General features: G+C 62.4%; 22 protein-coding genes. 19 read left to right on the top strand and 3 right to left on the bottom strand.

What is annotated here, in order from left to right:
* The first annotated feature begins 66 nt into the window (after positions 1–66).
* From KX928_RS09235 to KX928_RS09225, 3 genes are all read left to right on the top strand, one after another.
* Positions 67–1107, top strand: a complete 1041-nt coding sequence (locus KX928_RS09235) for a TRAP transporter substrate-binding protein (protein ID WP_219501323.1) — start codon at positions 67–69, stop codon at positions 1105–1107.
* 104 nt (positions 1108–1211) lie between these two features.
* A complete protein-coding gene (locus KX928_RS09230) occupies positions 1212–2501 on the top strand; it encodes a TRAP transporter large permease (protein ID WP_219501320.1) in 1290 nt (429 codons plus the stop codon).
* A gap of 55 nt (positions 2502–2556) precedes the next feature.
* Positions 2557–3135, top strand: coding sequence for a TRAP transporter small permease (locus KX928_RS09225; protein ID WP_219501319.1), 579 nt, complete (start codon positions 2557–2559; stop codon positions 3133–3135).
* Between the two features lie 95 nt (positions 3136–3230).
* On the opposite strand, the gene KX928_RS09220 is transcribed toward KX928_RS09225, so the two are convergent.
* Positions 3231–3668, bottom strand: a complete 438-nt coding sequence (locus tag KX928_RS09220; RefSeq protein WP_219501318.1) for a MarR family winged helix-turn-helix transcriptional regulator — start codon at positions 3666–3668, stop codon at positions 3231–3233.
* Between the two features lie 97 nt (positions 3669–3765).
* Here KX928_RS09220 and KX928_RS09215 point away from each other — a divergent pair, with 97 nt between their 5' ends.
* The 6 genes from KX928_RS09215 to KX928_RS09190 all read left to right on the top strand — a co-directional run bounded on the left by KX928_RS09215 (position 3766) and on the right by KX928_RS09190 (position 8497).
* Positions 3766–4449, top strand: a complete 684-nt coding sequence (locus KX928_RS09215; RefSeq protein ID WP_219501317.1) for a glutathione S-transferase family protein — start codon at positions 3766–3768, stop codon at positions 4447–4449.
* 92 nt (positions 4450–4541) lie between these two features.
* Positions 4542–4997: a GNAT family N-acetyltransferase gene (locus KX928_RS09210; RefSeq protein ID WP_219501316.1), complete on the top strand. Its 456-nt coding sequence runs from the start codon at positions 4542–4544 to the stop codon at positions 4995–4997.
* 82 nt (positions 4998–5079) lie between these two features.
* A complete protein-coding gene (locus tag KX928_RS09205) occupies positions 5080–5880 on the top strand; it encodes a DUF1194 domain-containing protein (RefSeq protein ID WP_219501315.1) in 801 nt (266 codons plus the stop codon).
* A 72-nt stretch (positions 5881–5952) separates the two neighbouring features.
* Entirely contained in the window at positions 5953–6984 is a 1032-nt protein-coding gene (alr, locus tag KX928_RS09200; RefSeq protein ID WP_219501314.1) for an alanine racemase, read from the top strand.
* On the top strand, positions 6981–7754 hold the full coding sequence (locus KX928_RS09195) for an MlaE family ABC transporter permease (protein ID WP_219501313.1): 774 nt from the start codon (positions 6981–6983) through the stop codon (positions 7752–7754). The genes alr and KX928_RS09195 overlap by 4 nt, the downstream gene beginning before the upstream one ends.
* Complete coding sequence (locus KX928_RS09190; RefSeq protein WP_219501311.1) at positions 7751–8497, top strand: ABC transporter ATP-binding protein; 747 nt, start codon at positions 7751–7753, stop codon at positions 8495–8497. Before KX928_RS09195 ends, KX928_RS09190 begins: the two co-directional genes overlap by 4 nt.
* Before the next feature lie 70 nt (positions 8498–8567).
* Here KX928_RS09190 and KX928_RS09185 read toward each other — a convergent pair whose 3' ends face one another.
* Complete coding sequence (locus KX928_RS09185; protein ID WP_219501309.1) at positions 8568–8786, bottom strand: GDCCVxC domain-containing (seleno)protein; 219 nt, start codon at positions 8784–8786, stop codon at positions 8568–8570.
* A 4-nt stretch (positions 8787–8790) separates the two neighbouring features.
* Positions 8791–9114 carry a hypothetical protein gene (locus tag KX928_RS09180; RefSeq protein WP_219501307.1) on the bottom strand — a complete coding sequence of 108 codons (324 nt, stop codon included), beginning with the start codon at positions 9112–9114 and terminating at the stop codon, positions 8791–8793.
* A 271-nt stretch (positions 9115–9385) separates the two neighbouring features.
* On the opposite strand from KX928_RS09180, the gene KX928_RS09175 reads away from it, so the two are divergent.
* The 10 genes from KX928_RS09175 (at position 9386) to KX928_RS09130 (ending at position 18739) form a co-directional block, all read left to right on the top strand.
* Entirely contained in the window at positions 9386–9772 is a 387-nt protein-coding gene (locus KX928_RS09175; RefSeq protein ID WP_219501305.1) for a MerR family transcriptional regulator, read from the top strand.
* A gap of 296 nt (positions 9773–10068) precedes the next feature.
* Entirely contained in the window at positions 10069–11430 is a 1362-nt protein-coding gene (gene radA, locus KX928_RS09170; protein WP_219501303.1) for a DNA repair protein RadA, read from the top strand.
* A 27-nt stretch (positions 11431–11457) separates the two neighbouring features.
* Positions 11458–12012, top strand: coding sequence for a CvpA family protein (locus tag KX928_RS09165; protein WP_219501301.1), 555 nt, complete (start codon positions 11458–11460; stop codon positions 12010–12012).
* A gap of 104 nt (positions 12013–12116) precedes the next feature.
* Positions 12117–13223, top strand: a complete 1107-nt coding sequence (locus tag KX928_RS24230) for a PAS domain-containing sensor histidine kinase (protein ID WP_219501297.1) — start codon at positions 12117–12119, stop codon at positions 13221–13223.
* Positions 13224–13356: 133 nt separating this feature from the next.
* Entirely contained in the window at positions 13357–14838 is a 1482-nt protein-coding gene (gene purF / locus KX928_RS09155) for an amidophosphoribosyltransferase (RefSeq protein WP_219502108.1), read from the top strand.
* A 45-nt stretch (positions 14839–14883) separates the two neighbouring features.
* Positions 14884–15288, top strand: coding sequence for a DUF1801 domain-containing protein (locus KX928_RS09150; protein ID WP_219501295.1), 405 nt, complete (start codon positions 14884–14886; stop codon positions 15286–15288).
* Positions 15289–15320: 32 nt separating this feature from the next.
* Positions 15321–15956 (top strand): SDR family NAD(P)-dependent oxidoreductase, encoded by a 636-nt coding sequence (locus tag KX928_RS09145; RefSeq protein WP_219501293.1) that lies wholly within the window; start codon positions 15321–15323, stop codon positions 15954–15956.
* 91 nt (positions 15957–16047) lie between these two features.
* Entirely contained in the window at positions 16048–16833 is a 786-nt protein-coding gene (surE, locus tag KX928_RS09140) for a 5'/3'-nucleotidase SurE (RefSeq protein ID WP_219501291.1), read from the top strand.
* Entirely contained in the window at positions 16830–17474 is a 645-nt protein-coding gene (locus tag KX928_RS09135) for a protein-L-isoaspartate(D-aspartate) O-methyltransferase (protein WP_219501289.1), read from the top strand. The genes surE and KX928_RS09135 overlap by 4 nt, the downstream gene beginning before the upstream one ends.
* A 68-nt stretch (positions 17475–17542) precedes the next feature.
* Positions 17543–18739: a LysM peptidoglycan-binding domain-containing M23 family metallopeptidase gene (locus tag KX928_RS09130; protein ID WP_219501287.1), complete on the top strand. Its 1197-nt coding sequence runs from the start codon at positions 17543–17545 to the stop codon at positions 18737–18739.
* Positions 18740–18759 lie beyond the last annotated feature (20 nt).

Below are 18759 nucleotides of genomic sequence, written 5' to 3'. Positions count from 1 at the left end.
TTTCTTCGGCAAAGCGCGGCGTGAAAGATGTGGCCAAATATCGAGATGTCACAGGGAGACACAGTCATGAAACTGAAGGACGTTGGTAAAATCCTCTGCGTTGCCACCGCGATAGCCACGCTGGCTCAATCCGCCGCCGCCGAAAAAGTGCTGAAACTGGGAACCGTGGGCTTTTTGGGAATGCCGATCGGGGATGCGATCGATCAGGCCCTGATCCCGACGCTGGAAGAGGTGTCGGGCGGGCAACTGAAGATCGAGCCGCACTACAGAAAGTCGCTGTGCAGTGAACAATCCTGCGGTGAGCAGGCAAACCAGGGGCTGCTCGCGCTCTGGACCAGCTCAACCGCGAATTTCGGAAATTTCGGCACCGCGCTCGCCATCTTCGATCTGCCCTATATCTTCAAAAGCATCGAGGACGCGGACCGTATTTCCTCTGAATGGCTGGCCAAGAAGCAATGCGACATCGCGGCCGAGGAAGCAGGCCACGTCTGCCTGACTGTCTATTCCTCGGGCGGGTTCCGCCAGCTTGGCAACGCCCATGGTCCGGTCCATGTGCCATCCGATATGGCGGGGATCAAATGGCGGGTCACCAAGAGCCCGATCGAATACACCCTTGTGAAGAACTGGGGCGCGGTTCCGGTGCCCTATGACTGGTCGCAGCTGTATCAGGGTCTGCAGACCGGTGTCGTCTCCGGGCAATATGTGGCCACACCGTGGCAGCATGTCGCCAAGTTGCATGAGGTGGCGAAGTATTTCACCGAAATCGGCGGATCCTGGTCGGGCAACCAGCTGTCGATTGACAAACGCCAGTACGACGCGCTGAGCGATCAGGAAAAGGCGTGGCTGCATACCGCGGCGACAGCCTTTGGTCAGAAGGTGCAGGAGCTTGACCGCGCCTGGGTCGAAGCCGGGGAAGCCGAGATCAAGGCCTCGATCAACGAGTGGTATGTCCCGACAGAAGCGGAAATGACGCAGTGGCGCGCCGGGGCCATTGACGCCTGGCTGAACGCCAAGGGCAGCTTTGATCCGGCCACGGCCCGCCGCGTTCTGGAAGAACAGGGCATGACAGGATTCATCGCCCAGCTTGAAGACGCCGGCGCGCTCTAGGCGCTGACACCCCGTCAGACAGAAGGTGGCGCGGAGCAACTTCGCGCCACCTCGCACATCCAACAACCGATCCCGCGATCAGGAACCCGATAGGACCGCCCTGCATGGAAAGTGTGTTGCTTCTGATCATTCTGGTGGTGCTGATCATGCTCGGCGCACCCGTTGGCTTCACGATGATCCTGATCCCCGTGGTCTACATCCTGATCACCGATGCGGCGCCGATGATCCTGATCCCCAGCCAGATGTTCAGCGCCATCGACTCGGTGCCCCTGACAGCCATTCCGTTCTTCATGCTGACCGGCGAGCTGATGACCAGCGCCACCATCACCGACCGGCTGGTGGAGCTGAGCCAGCGCCTGATCGGGCGGATGCGGGGCAGCATGGCGCAGGCCAATGTGCTTGTCAGCATGTTCTTTGCAGGCATGAACGGCTCGGTCGTGGCCGACACGGCGACCGTCGGCTCCCTCATGGTGCCCGCGATGAAGAAGGCCGGATACCCGCCCGCCTTTGCGGCGGCGATCACGGCGGTCAGTTCCACCATCGGGGGCATCATTCCGCCGTCGATCATGATGATCGTTCTGGCCAATGCGGGGGGCATTTCGGTCGGTGCCCTGTTTGCCGGCGGCATCCTGCCCGGTCTGCTGATCGGCGCACTGCTGATGGTGATCAACTATATCATCGCGCGCCGACATGATTTTGAGCGCAGCGAGGACCGCTTCAGCCTGAAGGCGCTTGCCATCGTCGGCTATAAATCATCCTTCGCGCTGCTGATCCCCATCGTGCTCGTCGGGTCGGTTGTCTTCGGCATCGCCGGGGTGGTGGAAGCCGGGGCGCTGACCGCCACCATCGCGCTGTTTGTCGGCCTGTTCATCTACCGCACCATCACCTGGGACAATTGCAAGGGCGCCTTCGTCCGCGCCTTTCGCAACTCCGCAATGGTCTTCATCATCATCGCCGCATCCGGCCCGTTCAGCTGGCTGCTCACGTCACTCGGCGCGATCAGCCAGCTTGAGCAATGGCTGCTCAGCTACACGTATAACCCGCTGGTCTTCGCGCTGGTGCTGGTGGTGTTCATCTGCCTGCTGGGCATGGTGATGGATTCCGCCGCAAACATCATCGTCGCCGGGCCGGTGCTGGTCGATGTGATGGTCACCGCCGGTTACCCGAACGTTCAGGCCGCACTCGTGGTGGTGGTCGGTTTCCTGATCGGCTCGGTCACCCCACCGGTCGGCGTCGCTTTCTTCACCGCAGGCGCCATCGCCAAGGTGCGGCTGGAGAAGGTGGCGGTTGCGATGCTGCCCTATCTTCTGGCGCTCTTTGCCCTGCTCTTCGTCCTGATCATCGTGCCGGACATCACGATGTATCTGCCCCGCCTCTTCGGATTTGTGAACTGATGCCCCACGCCCGCCCCGATACGCCACGCATCCTCCCAGCCGGAAGGCCCCGAACGTGTTAGCCGCACTCAGAGTTTTCGATACCGCCGTGCGCAAGACGCTGACCGCCTTTTGCGCGGTCCTTCTTCTGATGATGGTGGCCTTTACGGTCTATTCCGTGGTCATGCGCTACGTCTTCGAAAATCCGCCGGTCTGGGGGGATCTGCTGACCGTTCTCAGCAACATCTGGCTGGTCTTTTTCGCACTGGCGCTGACCGTGCGCGACAAGGATCACATAGCCCTTGACCTGGTGTATTCCTACCTGCCGCTCAAGGCGTCTTTCGCCATTCAGCAATTCTGGTCGCTGGTGATCTGCGGGCTGGGCGTGGTGATGATCATCTACGGTCTGGAAGCCGTGGCCACCATGGGCGGGAAATACTGGGAGATGTGGTATTTCGCCTGGGAAGACGGCCGCCTCGTGTTCAAGCCCAATTACATGCCCAAGAAATACGCGGTCTCGATTGTGCCGATCTCGGGCGTGCTGGTCAGCCTTGCGGCGCTCGCCTCCATCGCCGAGGACAGCCTGCGCTGGCAGGCGGGCACTTACCGGCCAGACGGACACCCCGGTGATCTTGACAATCCGGCGGACAGGTGACCCCCGCGGGACCGGCATCAGCGCCGCGGGGTCCTGTTATCGCGGCGCACCCCGGGACACCATGACCTGAGCCGCGCCTGCTGCCCCGACCGGCGTCAGCTCCGGGACAGTTTCCTGAGCAGGCGCGTCAGCTCCACAACCTCCTCCTGCGTCAGCCGGTGCTCGACGCGGCGCATCATCGCCGCGGCATAGACCGGCCACATCTCGCGCCGGACCTGCCGGCCCTTTTGCGTCAGCCTGACGATCTGCCCCCGGCGATCACCCGCGACACCTTCTCGCGCCAAAAGCCCCGCCTTTGCCATCCGTTCCAAGAGCCGGGACATGCCGTATTGCGGCAGCAAAAGCCGGTCTTTCAACTCGAAGGGCCGGATGCCCTCGTCGCCCGCCCGCTCGATTTCCAGCAACGCATCATACCAGTCAAGGCGCGGCAACCCGGCCTGTTTGAGCGCGCTCTCGATGTGGTCCAGCACAACCCGGCCGGCAGTTACCAGCGAGGTCCATGCGGCGACGGTTTCAGGTTTCGGTTCTGTCATGCGGCGCAGTATACAGAAAGATGCACATGCATCAACATTGACAACCCGCCCATTCGCGCCCATATAAATGCAACTGCATCTACCAGAGGTACCCCCCATGACACTTCACCTGATCAGCCATGCGCTTTGCCCCTATGTTCAACGCGTTGCCATCTCGCTGACCGAAAAGAACGTCCCGTTCAACCGGACCACAATCGACCTTGCGAACAAGCCCGACTGGTTTCGCAAGATTTCTCCGCTGGGCAAGACGCCGGTCCTCCGTGCCGGGGATCAGGCGATTTTCGAATCCTCCGCCATCCTGGAATTCCTCGAAGAGACCCAGCCCGCGCCGCTGCACCCCCAAGACCCCGTTGCCCGCGCGCAGCATCGCGGCTGGATCGAATTCGGGTCGGCAACACTGACCGATATCGCCGGGTTCTACGCCGCGCCGGATGCACATGTCTTCGCCGCCAAGGTTGCCTCTCTCACGGCCAAATTCTCCGTGCTGGAAGACCATCTGAACGGCGGTCCCTATTTCGCCGGGGGCCGGTTCTCCCTCGTCGATGCGGTGTTTGGGCCGGTTTTTCGCTATTTTGACACGATCGAGCGGATTGACGATTTCGGCTTTCTCACCGGTCGGCCCAGGGTGCAGGCTTGGCGCAGGGCTTTGACGGAACGGCCATCCATCCGGGATGCGGTGTCAGAGAAATACCCCGAAATGCTCTGGACATTCCTGCTGAACCGGCAGTCACATCTCTCGGCGAAAATGGCGCATGCCCAGCAAGGAAATCCGGCAGCGTGACTCACCACGGCCTGCAACGCGTGCAGCCCGCCCCGGGGCGCAGCCTGACCGATGCGCCCGGCACAGGACCGATGACATGATGGAGGACGGTGATGCATCTGCGCGACGTTGAAAAAAAAGACCATGCGCAGATCCTGGCCTTGGCGAGGCAACTGGCCCTGCATGTCGATGATCCGCCGCCCGACTTCCCGGCCCCGCAGTTTCTTGATGAGCTGTTCGGAGAGTCGCCGTCCTGCGCGATGCTCGTGGTCGAAGACGCGGGCCGGCTTGTGGGATTTGCCGCGTTCGGCAGGCGTTTCGACGTCCACACAGCCTGCCCAAGCATCTTTTTGTCCGACCTCGTCGTGGACGCCGACATGCGCGGCAAGGGCATCGGCAAGCGGCTGCTGGAAGGCGTGCGCGAACACGCGCGCCGGACCGGCGCGCAGAAGATTTATTTTGAGCTGTGGGAGCGGAATGACAGCGCCCGCAGGTTTTACGCAGCACAAGGCGCCCTCAGGGTCGAGGACGTCGCGGTCTGCGCGCTCGACCCCGGGTCACGGCGATAGGGCCGCCGTGTCTGCCCTGCCGCGCGGATGTGCCACCCATTTGTGATTGGACAGGCCCGGCTTTCTCTGGCGCAATGTCACCATGCGCTATCTGCTTGCCCTCTTCCTGATCCTGCCCGGTATCCTGACCGCCCGGGACATGGAGGTTGATGTGGAATTGTTTCTCGCGGTGGATGTCTCGCGCTCGATGTCGCCCGCCGAGCTGGAAATCCAGCGGCGCGGCTATGCCGAGGCGCTGACCAGCCCGCAGGTGATGGCGGCAATCGAAAACGGTCTTCTGGGGCGCGTCGCCCTGACCTATGTCGAATGGGCGGGCGAATATTCGCACCGGGTGGTCGTGCCCTGGACCCTTCTGCAAACGCCGCAGGATGCCAGCGCCATTGCCCGCAAGATCACCGCCCGGTTCGACGAGGGCCTCAGGCGCACCTCGATCTCGGGCGCGCTGCACTATGCGGCGGGCGATTTTGACGGCAATGGGTTCACCGGGCTGCGCCGGGTGATCGATGTGTCGGGCGATGGCCCCAACAATCAGGGCCGCCCGGTGGAACGGGCCCGCGACGCGGCGCTGGACAAGGGGTTCGTGATCAATGGCCTGCCGCTGATGACGCAGGATCAGCTGAGCGAGATCTGGGGTATTCCCGATCTCGACGAGTATTACCGGCGCTGCGTGATCGGCGGCCCGGGGGCCTTCGTCATCCCGGTTCTGGCATGGGACCAGTTCGCCGCCGCCGTGAAACGCAAACTCGTGCTGGAGATCGCGCAGACGCCGGCGCCGATTGTCCCCGTGCATGTCCCCGTGCAGTTCCAGCCCGACATCCCCTACGACTGCCTGATCGGCGAAAAGATGTGGGAACAGAATCGCGCGTATTTCGACATCCCCTGACGCATGTGCCGATCCCGGCCCGCACCCCATTTTCCACTTGACGCTCGGCACATCCCTGTCAAAACCCGGCGCATGGCGACCGCGACCCTACGAATTGATCTTTCGGCTCTGTGCAACAACTGGCGCAGCCTGAATGCGCTGGCGCAGGGCAAGGCGGGTGCCGTCGTCAAGGCGGATGCTTACGGGCTGGGGCTGGCGCCGGTCGCCAAGGCGCTGGCGCGTGCCGGCGCGCGGTCGTTCTTCGTGGCGGTGGCCGAAGAAGGCGTCGCACTGCGCCGGATTCTGGGCAAGGGCCCTCAGATCAGCGTGTTCTCCGGGCATATGGCGGGTGACACCGGGCTGATCCGCGACGCCAGACTGACCCCGATGCTGAATTCCATCGACCAGATGCTGCGCCATGTGGAGGCGTTGCCCGGTCACCCCTTTGGCGTGCAACTGGATACCGGCATGAACCGACTGGGGATGGAAGAGGCTGAGTGGACCGCCCTGCGCGAGGTCGCACTGGACCAGCGCCCGACGCTGATCATGTCGCATCTCGCCTGCGCCGACGCCCCGGATCACGCGATGAACGCGCGCCAGCTTCAGGTTTTTCGCCAGATGACGGACGGGCTGAAAGTTCCCCGCTCGCTGGCGGCCACCGGTGGCACGCTGCTGGGGCCCGACTACCATTTCGACATGGTGCGCCCGGGCATCGGCCTTTACGGCGGGCTGCCTTACGTGGATGCGCGCCCCGTCGTGTCGCTCGACATTCCGGTCATCCAGATCCGCGATGTCGCGGTCGGTGAAACCGTGGGATACGCCAATGCATGGGTGGCGCGCGGTCCCTCGCGCGTCGCGACGATCTCTGCAGGATACGCCGATGGTATCATCCGCGCGATGGGCCCCAGGGCGCATCTGCACACCGGCAGTTCCGCGGTGCCGGTGATCGGCCGCATCTCTATGGACATGATCGGCGTGGACGTGACCGGGCTGGCGCAGGAACCCGAACAGCTTGAACTGATCGGGCCGCATCAATCGGTGGACACTGTCGCCGGATTTGCCGATACCATAGGCTACGAAATTCTGACGTCGCTGGGCGCCCGCCACAAGAGGATCTACGCATGAAGCTACTCGCCGCGCTCGGTGCCGTGGTCCTGGGTTTTCTCGCGGCCATCGGTCGTATCGCGCTGTTTGCGCTTGAGACACTGGCGCAGGCCCTGCGTCCGCCGTTCTATGGGCGCGAGTTCTTTGCCGCGCTTCTGAACATCGGCTGGCTGTCGCTGCCGGTGGTGGGGCTCACGGCGATCTTCACCGGGGGGGCGCTGGCGCTGCAGATCTACGCGGGCAGCGCGCGCTTCAATGCCGAGGCCGTGGTGCCGCAGATCGTGGCCATCGGCATGGTGCGCGAACTGGGGCCGGTGATGGTTGGCCTGATGATCGCGGCGCGCGTCACCTCCTCTATCGCGGCCGAGATCGCGACGATGAAAGTGACCGAGCAGCTCGATGCGCTTGTCACGCTCTCGACCAACCCGATGAAATACCTGACCGTCCCGCGGGTGCTGGCGGGCCTTCTCGTGGTGCCCGTGCTTGTGGGCGTCGGCGACGCGATCGGCGTGCTTGGCGGCTACGCGGTGGCAACCGGCACGCTCGGCTTCAACGGCGCCACCTATATCAAGAACACCGTCGAATTCCTCGAACCGCTGGATGTGATCTCATCCCTGACCAAGGGCGCGGTCTTCGGTTTGTCGGCAACGCTGATGGGCTGTTATTACGGGATGAACTCCGGCCGGGGTGCGATGGGCGTTGGCCGCGCCACGAAGGGCTCTGTCGAGGGTGCCGCCATCCTCATTCTGGCCGCGAATTTTCTGCTTACGGGAGTGTTCTTTTCGCTATGATCAGAATGACCGACATCCGGAAATCCTTTGGCACCAACGAGGTGCTGCGCGGCGTGGACCTCTATATCCCCAAGGGCACGTCGATGGTCATCATCGGCGGCTCGGGCACCGGGAAATCCATAGCACTCAAATGCATCCTCGGGTTGGTGCAGCCCGACAGCGGCACGATCACGGTCGACGGTCAGGATGCGGCAACCGGCGACCGGGATGCGTTCCTGGCGCGCTTTGGCATGCTGTTTCAGGGCGGCGCCCTCTTTGACAGCCTGCCGGTCTGGCAGAACGTGGCCTTCCGCCTGCTGCGCGGCTCGCTCAAGCGCCCGCGTGACGAAGCCCGCGCCATCGCCATCGAAAAACTGCGCCGGGTTGGCCTGAAATCCGACGTCGCCGACCGGTTCCCGGCGGAATTATCGGGCGGTATGCAAAAACGCGTAGGTCTTGCCCGCGCGATTGCCGCCGAACCCGAGATCATCTTCTTTGACGAGCCGACCACCGGGCTCGACCCGATCATGTCGGGCGTCATCAATGACCTGATCCGCGAGATCGTGGTGGAAATGGGAGCGACGGCGATGACCATCACCCACGACATGACCTCGGTGCGTGCCATTGCCGATAACATCGCGATGCTGCACGACGGGGTGATCCAGTGGACCGGCCCGGTCAGCGACATGGATCAGAGCGGCAACCCCTATCTCGATCAGTTCATTCACGGCAAGGCCGAAGGGCCAATTGAATCCGTGCGCTGAGACCCGCCTGCCCTCCGGGGCCCGGGCGTTCAGCCCCCCGCCCCTGGCGGCTGTCAGCGCCGTGCAGCCCCTATCCGCAGCAGCTGTTGCCTTCCTGAATCGGCGGGCAGGCAACCGTTCCATACGAGCAATAGACGCAACAGTCGCCGGGCAAGGGCTTCAGCACGACATGGCATGACGTGCATTCGTAAAACCACTGACAGGCATCGGTGGGCATGGTCTCAACCGCGGCATGGCCGCATTCGGGACAGGTGATTTCGCTTTCCAGCGTGATATTCAGATCATTCATGGTGTCACATCAGGGTAATGAGAAAGTCATTGATACGGGCTTCGTTGAAAACGATTCCCCATGCAAGCGCGGTCATGATGGTGCTTCCCAGCAACCACCCCTTCATATGCGCCAGAGAAGCGCGTCTGTAGCAGATGATCCCGGCAGCCAGCAGCAGCGCCGTCGCGATGGCTAGCACGTAAAAACTTGCCGCAGCAATTGTTCCGAAAACGGCCAGCCAACTGCCGCCAAGCCCCAAAAGCATCATGGCCATCGGCAGCACACAGCAGGTCGCCACGCCCAGCGCCGAGACCGATCCGATGTAACTTGCCCAGATGGATTTCATCATGGCCGTGTCGTCCCCTGCCGCGGGACCCTCATGCGCGGCGCGTCATGCGCCCGGCGCGGTACGGTTGCCGCCACCGGAAAGCCCGCTGTCATCGCAGACAGGATGGCGCGGCTGCACCGATGGCACGCGGCGCAGGCCCAACGCATCGAGAGGCGGTACCACCCCCGGGCAGGTCCGCCGCAGTGACGTTTGGATGACTGATCGTGTCTTGTGTCCATGCCCCTCGTTATGCATCCTGTAGTGACTACAGGATCAAGAAGGATGTGTTCACATGATCGCGATTGGAGAGGCGGCCCGCCAGAGTGGCGTGTCCATTGAAACAATCCGGTACTATGAACGCGAACGCGTTGTCCCGGCCCCGCGACGCGCCGCCAACGGGCGCAGGGTCTATTCGGACAAGGAGGTGGGGCGGCTGAGGTTCATCAGGCGGTGCCGCGATCTTGGTTTCTCGATCTCCGAAGCGAAGGGATTGTTGTCATTGTCCGAGGGCGAAAACAGCAACTGCGCGAAGGTGAAGGAAATTGGCACCGCGCATCTGAACGCCGTGCGGTGCAAGATCGCGGAATTGACCGCGCTGGAAGCCGCCCTCGAAGAGTTGACCGCAAACTGCCGGTCCGGCTCTGTCTCCTGCCAGATGCTTGAGGCTCTGGCGCGATAGTCCGGCGTGGATAGCTCGGATCGGTGAGGCGGCCGGAGACTCTGCCCTGTCTCGCCAAGCCGCCCTTTACCTTTTGGCAAGGAACCCCTGCGGGCGGTCTGTTCATCCGCTTGCCGGCGCATCAGCGGTGCACGGGCTGTGCACTGTCTGTGTACGGGGGGTGCACCGCGCAATGGCCTTGTTTTGCAGGCGTTAACCCCCGGCGCGGCCTCTGCGCCGCAGACGCGCGACCGCGCGTTGCGCATACCGTTGATTTAGCTGTTTGACGGGGCCGCGCTGAGCGGTCAAAACGGGCCATGGCCAAATCTCCCTCCTTCTCCTGTTCCGCCTGCGGCAATGTCACGACCAAATGGGCCGGGCGCTGCGAAACCTGCGGCGAGTGGAATACGATCTCCGAGGACGCGGGCATTTCCAAGGGGCCGGCAAAATCGCTGGGCGCGAAACGCGGCGCCGCGATCGTGCTGACCGACCTTGCCACCGAAGAAGCGCCACCGCCGCGCACGCAATCCGGCATTCAAGAGCTGGACCGCGTCCTGGGCGGTGGGCTTGTGCCCGCCTCCGCCCTTCTGGTCGGCGGCGACCCGGGCATCGGCAAATCCACCCTTTTGTTGCAGGCGGCCGCGCAATTCGCCCGCTCCGGTCTGAAAACGGTCTATGTGTCGGGTGAGGAAGCCTCCGCCCAGGTGCGGATGCGCGCCCAGCGCCTCGGTCTGGCCGATGCCCCGGTGAAACTCGCCGCAGAGACGAACCTGCGCGATATCCTCACCACGCTGGAGGCCGAGAAACCACAGCTGGCGATCATCGACTCCATCCAGACGATGTGGGCGGATAATGTGGAAAGTGCGCCGGGATCGGTCTCCCAGGTGCGGGCCGCCGCGCATGAGCTGACAAGCTTCGCCAAACGCAAGGGCATTTCCGTCGTTCTTGTCGGTCACGTCACCAAGGAGGGGCAGATCGCCGGGCCACGGGTTGTCGAACATATGGTCGATACCGTGCTTTATTTCGAAGGTGAACGCGGCCATCAGTTCCGCATCCTGCGCGCCGTGAAAAACCGCTTTGGCCCCGCCGACGAGATCGGTGTTTTTGAGATGACGGGTAAAGGGTTAGAGCAAGTTCTTAATCCTTCCGCGCTGTTTCTGAGCGAGCGCGGCGAGCCCTCACCCGGATCGGTGGTCTTTGCCGGGGTTGAAGGCACCCGGCCGGTGCTGGTCGAGTTCCAGGCCCTGGTCGCCCCCTCGCCACATGCGCAGGCCCGGCGCACGGTAGTCGGCTGGGACGGCGGGCGGCTGGCGATGATCCTCGCGGTGCTCGAGGCGCGCTGCGGCATCCCCTTCGCGGGCCTCGATGTCTACCTGAATGTGGCGGGCGGCATGAAGGTCACGGAGCCTGCCGCCGATCTGGCCGTGGCCGCCGCCCTGCTGAGCGCGCGGGAAGACGCCGCCCTGCCCGCCGATACCGTGGTTTTCGGTGAAATCAGCCTTTCCGGTGCGTTACGCCCCGCCTCTCAGACCGAAAACAGGTTGAAAGAGGCGCAAAAACTTGGTTTCACCTGCGCAATCGCCCCTGGCGGCGGCAAGCCCGTGGGTGTGAACGGCATATCCCTGAACACGATGGGGGATCTGACCGGCTTCGTGGGCGAAATATTTGGTGCCGGATAGGCATGAGGACGAAAGGCAGTTGGGACTATGGAAGGCTTTACCATCATTGACGGCGTTGTCGCGCTGATCATCGTTGTCTCGGCACTGCTGGCCTACGGGCGCGGCCTCGTCCGCGAAATCATGGCCATTGTTGGCTGGATCGCCGCAGCCGTGCTGGGCTTTCTCTTCGCGCCGCAGGTTGAACCTTTGGTGCGCGAAATCCCGGTGGTGGGCGAATTTCTGGCCGACAGCTGCGAGCTTTCCATCATCGGCGCCTTCGCCCTTGTCTTCGCGGTTGCCCTGATCATCGTGTCGCTCTTCACGCCGCTTTTCGCCTCCGTCGTTCAGCGCTCGGCGCTGGGTGGCATTGATCAGGGGTTCGGGTTCGTCTTTGGCGTCGCCCGCGGGGTCTTGCTCGTGGCGATCGCGTTCTTCGTCTATGACACCGTGGTCACCGGCCAGACCTACTCCGTGGTGGATGAAAGCCGCTCAGCGGTTGTTTTCTCGCAGGTTGCTGATCGCATCCAGAATTCCGAACCCGAGCAGGCGCTGGGATGGATCACCGGCCAATACGAGGCGCTGGTCGGCAACTGCGGCAGCTGAGATAACGCACGCGAACCCGCGGCGCCGAAACTGGCCCGTGTCTTAAGACGGTCTTAAGAGGGACGAGACTATTCTCAACGCGTTATCGCAGTTTTGAGGCGTCCGTGACCGATCCATTTTTTGCATGTTTTGATCACGTTGCAGCGCCCGTGTTCGTTCTGGAACCAGACACCGCAAACGTCCCGCGTTACGTGGGCTGGAACAGCTTTGCCGAAACCAGAAGCGGCCTCGCCCGCGAACAGGTCATCGGGAAGACGGCGCTCGAGGTCTACGCCGGTCGTATGGGCCAGACTGCCTATGACCGGCACGTTCATGCCATTCAGACCGGACAGGCGGCAACCTACGAGGTGGAACTGCCCATCGCCGGTCGGGAAATATGGGTGCGGACCACGCTGGATACGCTGTGCGACACCGACGGTAAGGTCTGCCGCATTGTCGGCACCAGCATCGATATCTCGGCGGAACAGGAGGCAAGCAAACTGAAAACCTCTCTGGTCACCGCAGCCTCGGAGATGGAACAATTCATCGCCATCGCAGCGCACGACCTGCGCACCCCGATGCGCAACATCCAGACCCTCGTCGAAATGCTGCGCGAGGATTTCGAGGATCACGGCGATGGCAAGATTGATCTGATAGATCTGCTCGACGAAGTGGCAATTAAATCCAGCCGGCTGATTTCTGACGTTCTGACGCATGCGCATGACGCCAACGTGCTGCCCGAACAACTGCCGTTCGACTTCGGCCTGATGTGCCAGACGGTCTGTGACGTGCTTGACCCCCAGGCCCTGCACGAGATTTGCTGGCCCGATACGGTCTTGCAGGGCGACAAGACCGCCTTTCAGATCGTGCTGAGGAACCTTCTGGACAACGCAATCAAACATGGTGGGAAACCGAAGCTGAAGATCGATATTTCAGTGCATCACGCCGCCGATAGCCAGATTTCCATCTGTGTGCGTGATGATGGAAAGGGGTTTGCCAATCCGGGCCGTGAATTCATCGACACCGGCACCTTCCGGCCAGACAGCGGTTACGGGCTGCTGGGTGTCCGGCGCCTGCTGACCGCGCGGGGCGGCGCTATCGAGGTGGAACAAAACCCGCATCTGATCGGCGGCGCGGTGACCTTCACGCTGCCCGGCGTCATCGTTGCGGAGACGGACGAGACTGCCGATCAGTCGAATATTCGCCCGCTCAAACGACGCGCCTCGCGCTAAGCGTGTCATAACCGTGGCTCTGGGGCGACAATCCTGATCCGCACCGTGATAGTTTCGTGACACCGGGGGCCTGACGCCCTACATACAGGGTGTCCCACCTACCGGATTCGGAGCTGCCCCGTTGTCCAAGATCATGCCCCCCTCTCACCCTTTCGATACGTCCTATCTGCGCGACGGCGACGATGAAGACAAACTCCGGGAGGAATGCGGGATTTTCGGTGTCATCGGCGTTGTGGATGCGGCGAACTTCGTGGCTCTGGGCCTGCATGCCCTGCAACACCGGGGTCAGGAAGCAGGTGGTATCGTCAGCCACGATGCCCAACAGGGGTTCCAGTCCGCCCGCCGGTTCGGATACGTCAGGGACAATTTCACCTCGCAAAAAGTGATGGAAACACTGCCAGGGCCGCTCGCCATTGGCCATGTGCGCTATTCCACAACGGGTTCCAAGGGTCAGACGGCGATCCGCGACGTGCAGCCCTTCTTCGGTGAATTCGCCATGGGCGGGGCTGCGATTGCCCATAACGGCAATATCACCAACGCCAATTCCCTGCGGCGCGAACTGATTGAGCGCGGGTCGATTTTTCAGTCTTCGTCCGACAGTGAATGCATTATCCACCTGATGGCCCGCAGCCTGCAACGCACCATCCCCGAGCGGATGGAAGACGCGCTGCGCCGGGTCGAGGGGGCATTTTCCGTTGTGGCCATGACACGCACCAAGCTGATCGGCGTGCGCGATCCCCTGGGTGTCCGGCCGCTCGTGCTCGGTCGGGTTGGCGACGGCTGGACCTTGAGTTCGGAGACCTGTGCGCTGGACATCATCGGCGCGGAGTTCATCCGAGAGATCGCTCCGGGTGAAATGGTCGTGATCACCGACAAGGGCGTGGAATCGCACTTTCCCTTCCGGCCTCAAAAACCACGGTTCTGCATCTTCGAGCATGTTTATTTCAGCCGCCCCGACAGTATTCTCGGTGGGCGCTCAGTATATGAAACCCGCGAGGCGATCGGCCGGGAACTGGCCAAGGAAGCACCGGTTGAGGCGGATCTGGTCTGCCCGGTGCCCGACAGCGGCACGCCCGCGGCGATCGGGTACTCGCTGCAATCGGGCATCCCCTATGCCATGGGCATCATCCGCAACCAGTACATGGGGCGGACGTTCATTGAACCGACAGAGCAGATCCGCAACATGGGCGTGCGTCTCAAGCTGAACGTCAACCGGGCGCTCATTCAGGGCAAACGCGTGATCCTGGTGGACGATTCGGTGGTACGCGGCACGACGTCCCGCAAAATCAAGGAGATGATCCTTGATGCGGGTGCGGCAGAAGTTCATTTCCGCATCGCCTCGCCGCCGACCGCCTGGCCTTGTTTTTATGGTGTCGACACGCCGCAACGTGAAAAACTGCTGGCCGCCACCATGTCCGAAGAGGAAATGCGCGAACACCTGCAAGTGGACAGCCTGCGGTTCATTTCACTGGATGGTCTCTACCGCGCGGTAGGCGAAGCCAAGGGACGCAATAGCAAGCAACCTCAATACTGTGACGCCTGCTTTTCGGGCGAATACCCGGTGGAGCCGGCCGATCAGATCGAAAGCGGTTTTGAGATGAAAGCCGCAGAGTAGCCGATGCTGACGGTTCTTGTCAGCGGCATGGCGTAGGCAAGGTCCATGAAGGACCTGCCGGCCGACATTCAGAGCGTGGTACGGGGATGGCCGCGCCCGGCGCAGTCCCGTTTTGAGGAAATCCGGGGTATCGTCCATGATGCGGCGCGGCGGGCGCGCATTGGGGATCTGGTCGAAACGACGAAATGGGCGCAGCCCGCGTGGTTGCCCGCAAGGCCCCGCATCGGCACAACACTGCGCTGTGACTGGCACGCCGGTCACCCAGATACGCTCGGCCTTTTTGTGCATTGCCAGACCAGCGTGGTGGAGACCATGAGAACCCTGTATCCCACAGCCTTTGTCTACGAGGGGAACCGCGCCTTGCGATTGTCCCTGACCGAGGAATTTCCGGCAGACGCGATTGACCACTGCGCGTTTCTGACGCTCACGTACCATCGCAAGAGCGCTTGACGCGCTCGGCAATCCCGCTCATCACCGCGCGTATGACAAAAACAGCTCTTATCACAGGCGCCTCCCGCGGGCTGGGCGCTGCTCTGGCGGAGGCTCTGGCCCCGACGCATCACATTATCGCCGTGGCCAAGACCACCGGCGCGCTCGAAGAACTGGACGACCGGATCCAGGCGAGAGGCGGCAGCGCGACCCTTGCGCCGATGGATGTCACCAATGCCGATGCGATGGCGACGCTCTGCCGGGGCATTTTCGAGCGCTGGAAGAAACTCGATCTGTGGTTGCACACGGCTGTTCACGCCGCCCCCCTGGCGCCGGCGGACCACATAGATGCCAAGGACTTCGCAAAATCCGTGGCCTGCAACGTCACCGCCACGGCCACCCTGATATCCTATATAGCCCCGCTGCTGGGCGCGCGCGGTCACGCGGTTTTCTTCGATGACCCCAATGCGGGAGAGAAGTTCTTTGGCAGTTATGGCGCGACAAAATCCGCTCAAATCGCGCTTGCACAAAGCTGGCAGGCCGAAACCCGCAAGACCGGCCCCGGGGTCAGCATCCTGACCCCGCCGCCCATGCCAACCGCCACGCGGGCGCGTTTCTTTCCCGGTGAAGACCGCGCGGCACTGGTGCAGCCCACCGACGCGGCCTCAAGGCTTCTGGAGCAGTTCTGAGCTGTCTTCGGTCTGAAAAATTCATCGCGACCGACCCGCGCCCTTGCCGCCTGCGCGACCCTCGCCTATCAAGGCAAAAAGGGTCCACTCCATGCGCATTCTCATCACAAACGACGACGGTATCAACGCACCGGGGTTGAAGGTACTGCATGCCATTGCCACCGAACTGGCCGGCGAGGATGGTGAGGTCTGGACAGTTGCCCCGGCATTTGAACAATCCGGCGTCGGCCATTGTATCAGCTACACCCATCCGATGATGATCAACGCGTTTGACGACAAGCGGTTCGCGGCCGAAGGGTCCCCTGCGGACTGCGTGCTGGCCGGGCTGCACGAGGTGATGCGCGACGCGCCGCCAGATCTTGTTTTGTCCGGCGTGAACCGCGGTAATAACTCCGCGGAAAACACGCTTTATTCGGGCACGATCGGCGGCGCAATGGAAGCGGCGTTGCAGGGCCTGCCCGCCATCGCTCTATCGCAATACTTCGGCCCGCAAAATGCCAAGACCGAAAACCCCTTCGAGGCCTCGGCCCAGCATGGTGTTGACGTCGTTCGGCGCATACTCGCTCATACGCCGGAGGAAAATGGCGGCTACCGGCTGTTTTACAACGTCAACTTTCCCCCCGTGACCGGCGCGGGCGTAAAGGGCATCAGACTGTCCCGGCAGGGCATGCGTCCCGGCACGGGCTTCAGCACGGAGCCGCATCTGTCGCCTTCCGGGCGCAGGTTTCTATGGATCAAGGGCGGCAATCAGCAGATCGCCACAGCCGCCGGGACCGATGCTGCCGACAATCTGGACGGATATGTTTCCGTCACCCCGATGCGCGCTGATCTCACGGCGCATGAGATGATGGACGATCTGGCGGGCATTGCCACATGACAGACGACGCCACCCGCAAGATGCAGTTTCTTTATGCCTTGCGGTCCAAGGGCGTAACCGACAAACGCGTCTTATCGGCGATGGAGGCGATAGATCGCGGCCCATTCATACGGGGTATTTTTGCCGAACGCGCCTATGAAGACATGCCCCTGCCCATTGCCTGCGGTCAGACCATCAGCCAGCCATCGGTGGTCGGGATGATGACACAGGCTTTGCACATCAGCCCGCGCGACAAGGTGCTCGAAGTGGGCACCGGCTCGGGCTACCAGGCGGCCATCCTCAGTAAACTTGCGCGCAGGGTCTACACCATCGACCGGCACAGCCGGCTGGTGCGCGAGGCCCGTGAACTGTTCGACGAGATGGACCTTACCAATATCACGGCCATCACCGGCGACGGCAGTTTTGGCCTGCCAGATCAGGCCCCCTTCGACCGCATCCTTGTCACCGCGGCAGCCGAAGACCCGCCGGGCACCCTGATGGATCAGCTCAAGGTGGGCGGCGTGATGGTGGTGCCGGTGGGCCAGTCGGATGCGGTTCAACACCTGATCGTGGTTCACAAGACGCCCGATGGCGTCGAGTATGAAGAATTGCGCCAGGTTCGCTTTGTGCCTTTGCTGGAAGGCTTGGGAAAGGACACATAAGCTGCTATAAAGGTCTCATAAAGCGTCGGACAAACCGATGCGACCATGGTCAGATTGAGGACAAGCAGATGACCCATATGATTTCGCGCAACCGGGTGCGCCTTTCAATGCTGTCGGCCAGTGCGCTGGTAGTGTTGGCCGCATGTGATCAGCCGCTGGACTTTGATCTGCGCGGCGGTGTTGGTGGCTTCAGCACGGCGGATGCTGCAACACAGGTCGTGACGGGCGCGCGTCCCAGCCCGGATGATCGCGGCGTGATTTCCTATCCCAATTATCAGGTTGCCGTGGCCGAAAGGGGCGACACCATCTCCTCCATCGCGACCCGTCTGGGTGTGAGCACGCCGGAGCTTGCCAGCTTCAACGGGATCGAGCCCAATGTGCCGCTCCGCAAAGGGGAAATCATCGCACTGCCGAAACGGGTTGCGGAGCCCTCGCCTGCCACAGGTGCAATCGGCACCGGACCGATCCAGCCGGGCGGCGTGGATATCGGAACACTTGCAGGGGATGCGATCAATCGCGCACCTGAGTCCACAGGTGTCCAGACAGCAGCCCTGCCCCCGGCAACAGCAGCGGCCCCGACCCCTCAGACGGGCGAGGAGCCGATCCGACACAAGGTTGAACGGGGCGAAACCGCCTACACCATTGCGCGGCTGTACCAGGTCCCCGTGAAATCCCTGGCCGAATGGAACGGTTTGGGCGCGGATTTCGCCATCCGCGAAGGTCAGTACTTGCTGATCCCGGTCGCAAAACAAGCCGCCCCGGTGGCGCAAACCGCCGCCGTTACCAAACCCGGCGCGGGATCCCCGACACCAACGCCGCCGAGCGCGACCAAACCCCTGCCCGACCCTGAAAAAACGGTTGTCGTGGATGAGACGCCCGTCGCCGATGTCGGCAGCCAGACCCAGACGTCATCGTCTGCGCGCATGGTATTCCCGGTCAGCGGATCGATCATTCGTGAATACGCAAAGGGCAAGAACGAGGGCATCAACATCAAATCCGATGCCGGAGCGCCGGTCAAAGCCGCAGATGAAGGCACCGTAGCGGCCATCACCAAAAGCGCCGATGGTGTGCCGATCATCGTTGTGCGGCATGACCCGGAACTGCTGACCGTCTATGCCAACGTCACGGATGTATCGGTGAAAAAGGGCACCAAGGTCAAACGGGGTCAGCAAATGGCGAAACTGCGCACGGGCAACGATGCATACGTGCATTTCGAAGTCCGCAAAGGCTTCGACAGCGTCGACCCGCTTCCGTACCTGCAATAGCTGCTGTCGTTAAACCTGCT

The organism is Roseobacter insulae (genome assembly GCF_019375555.1).
Lineage (GTDB): Bacteria > Pseudomonadota > Alphaproteobacteria > Rhodobacterales > Rhodobacteraceae > Roseobacter > Roseobacter insulae.
This window is presented reverse-complemented; position numbering and strand designations above follow the sequence as displayed.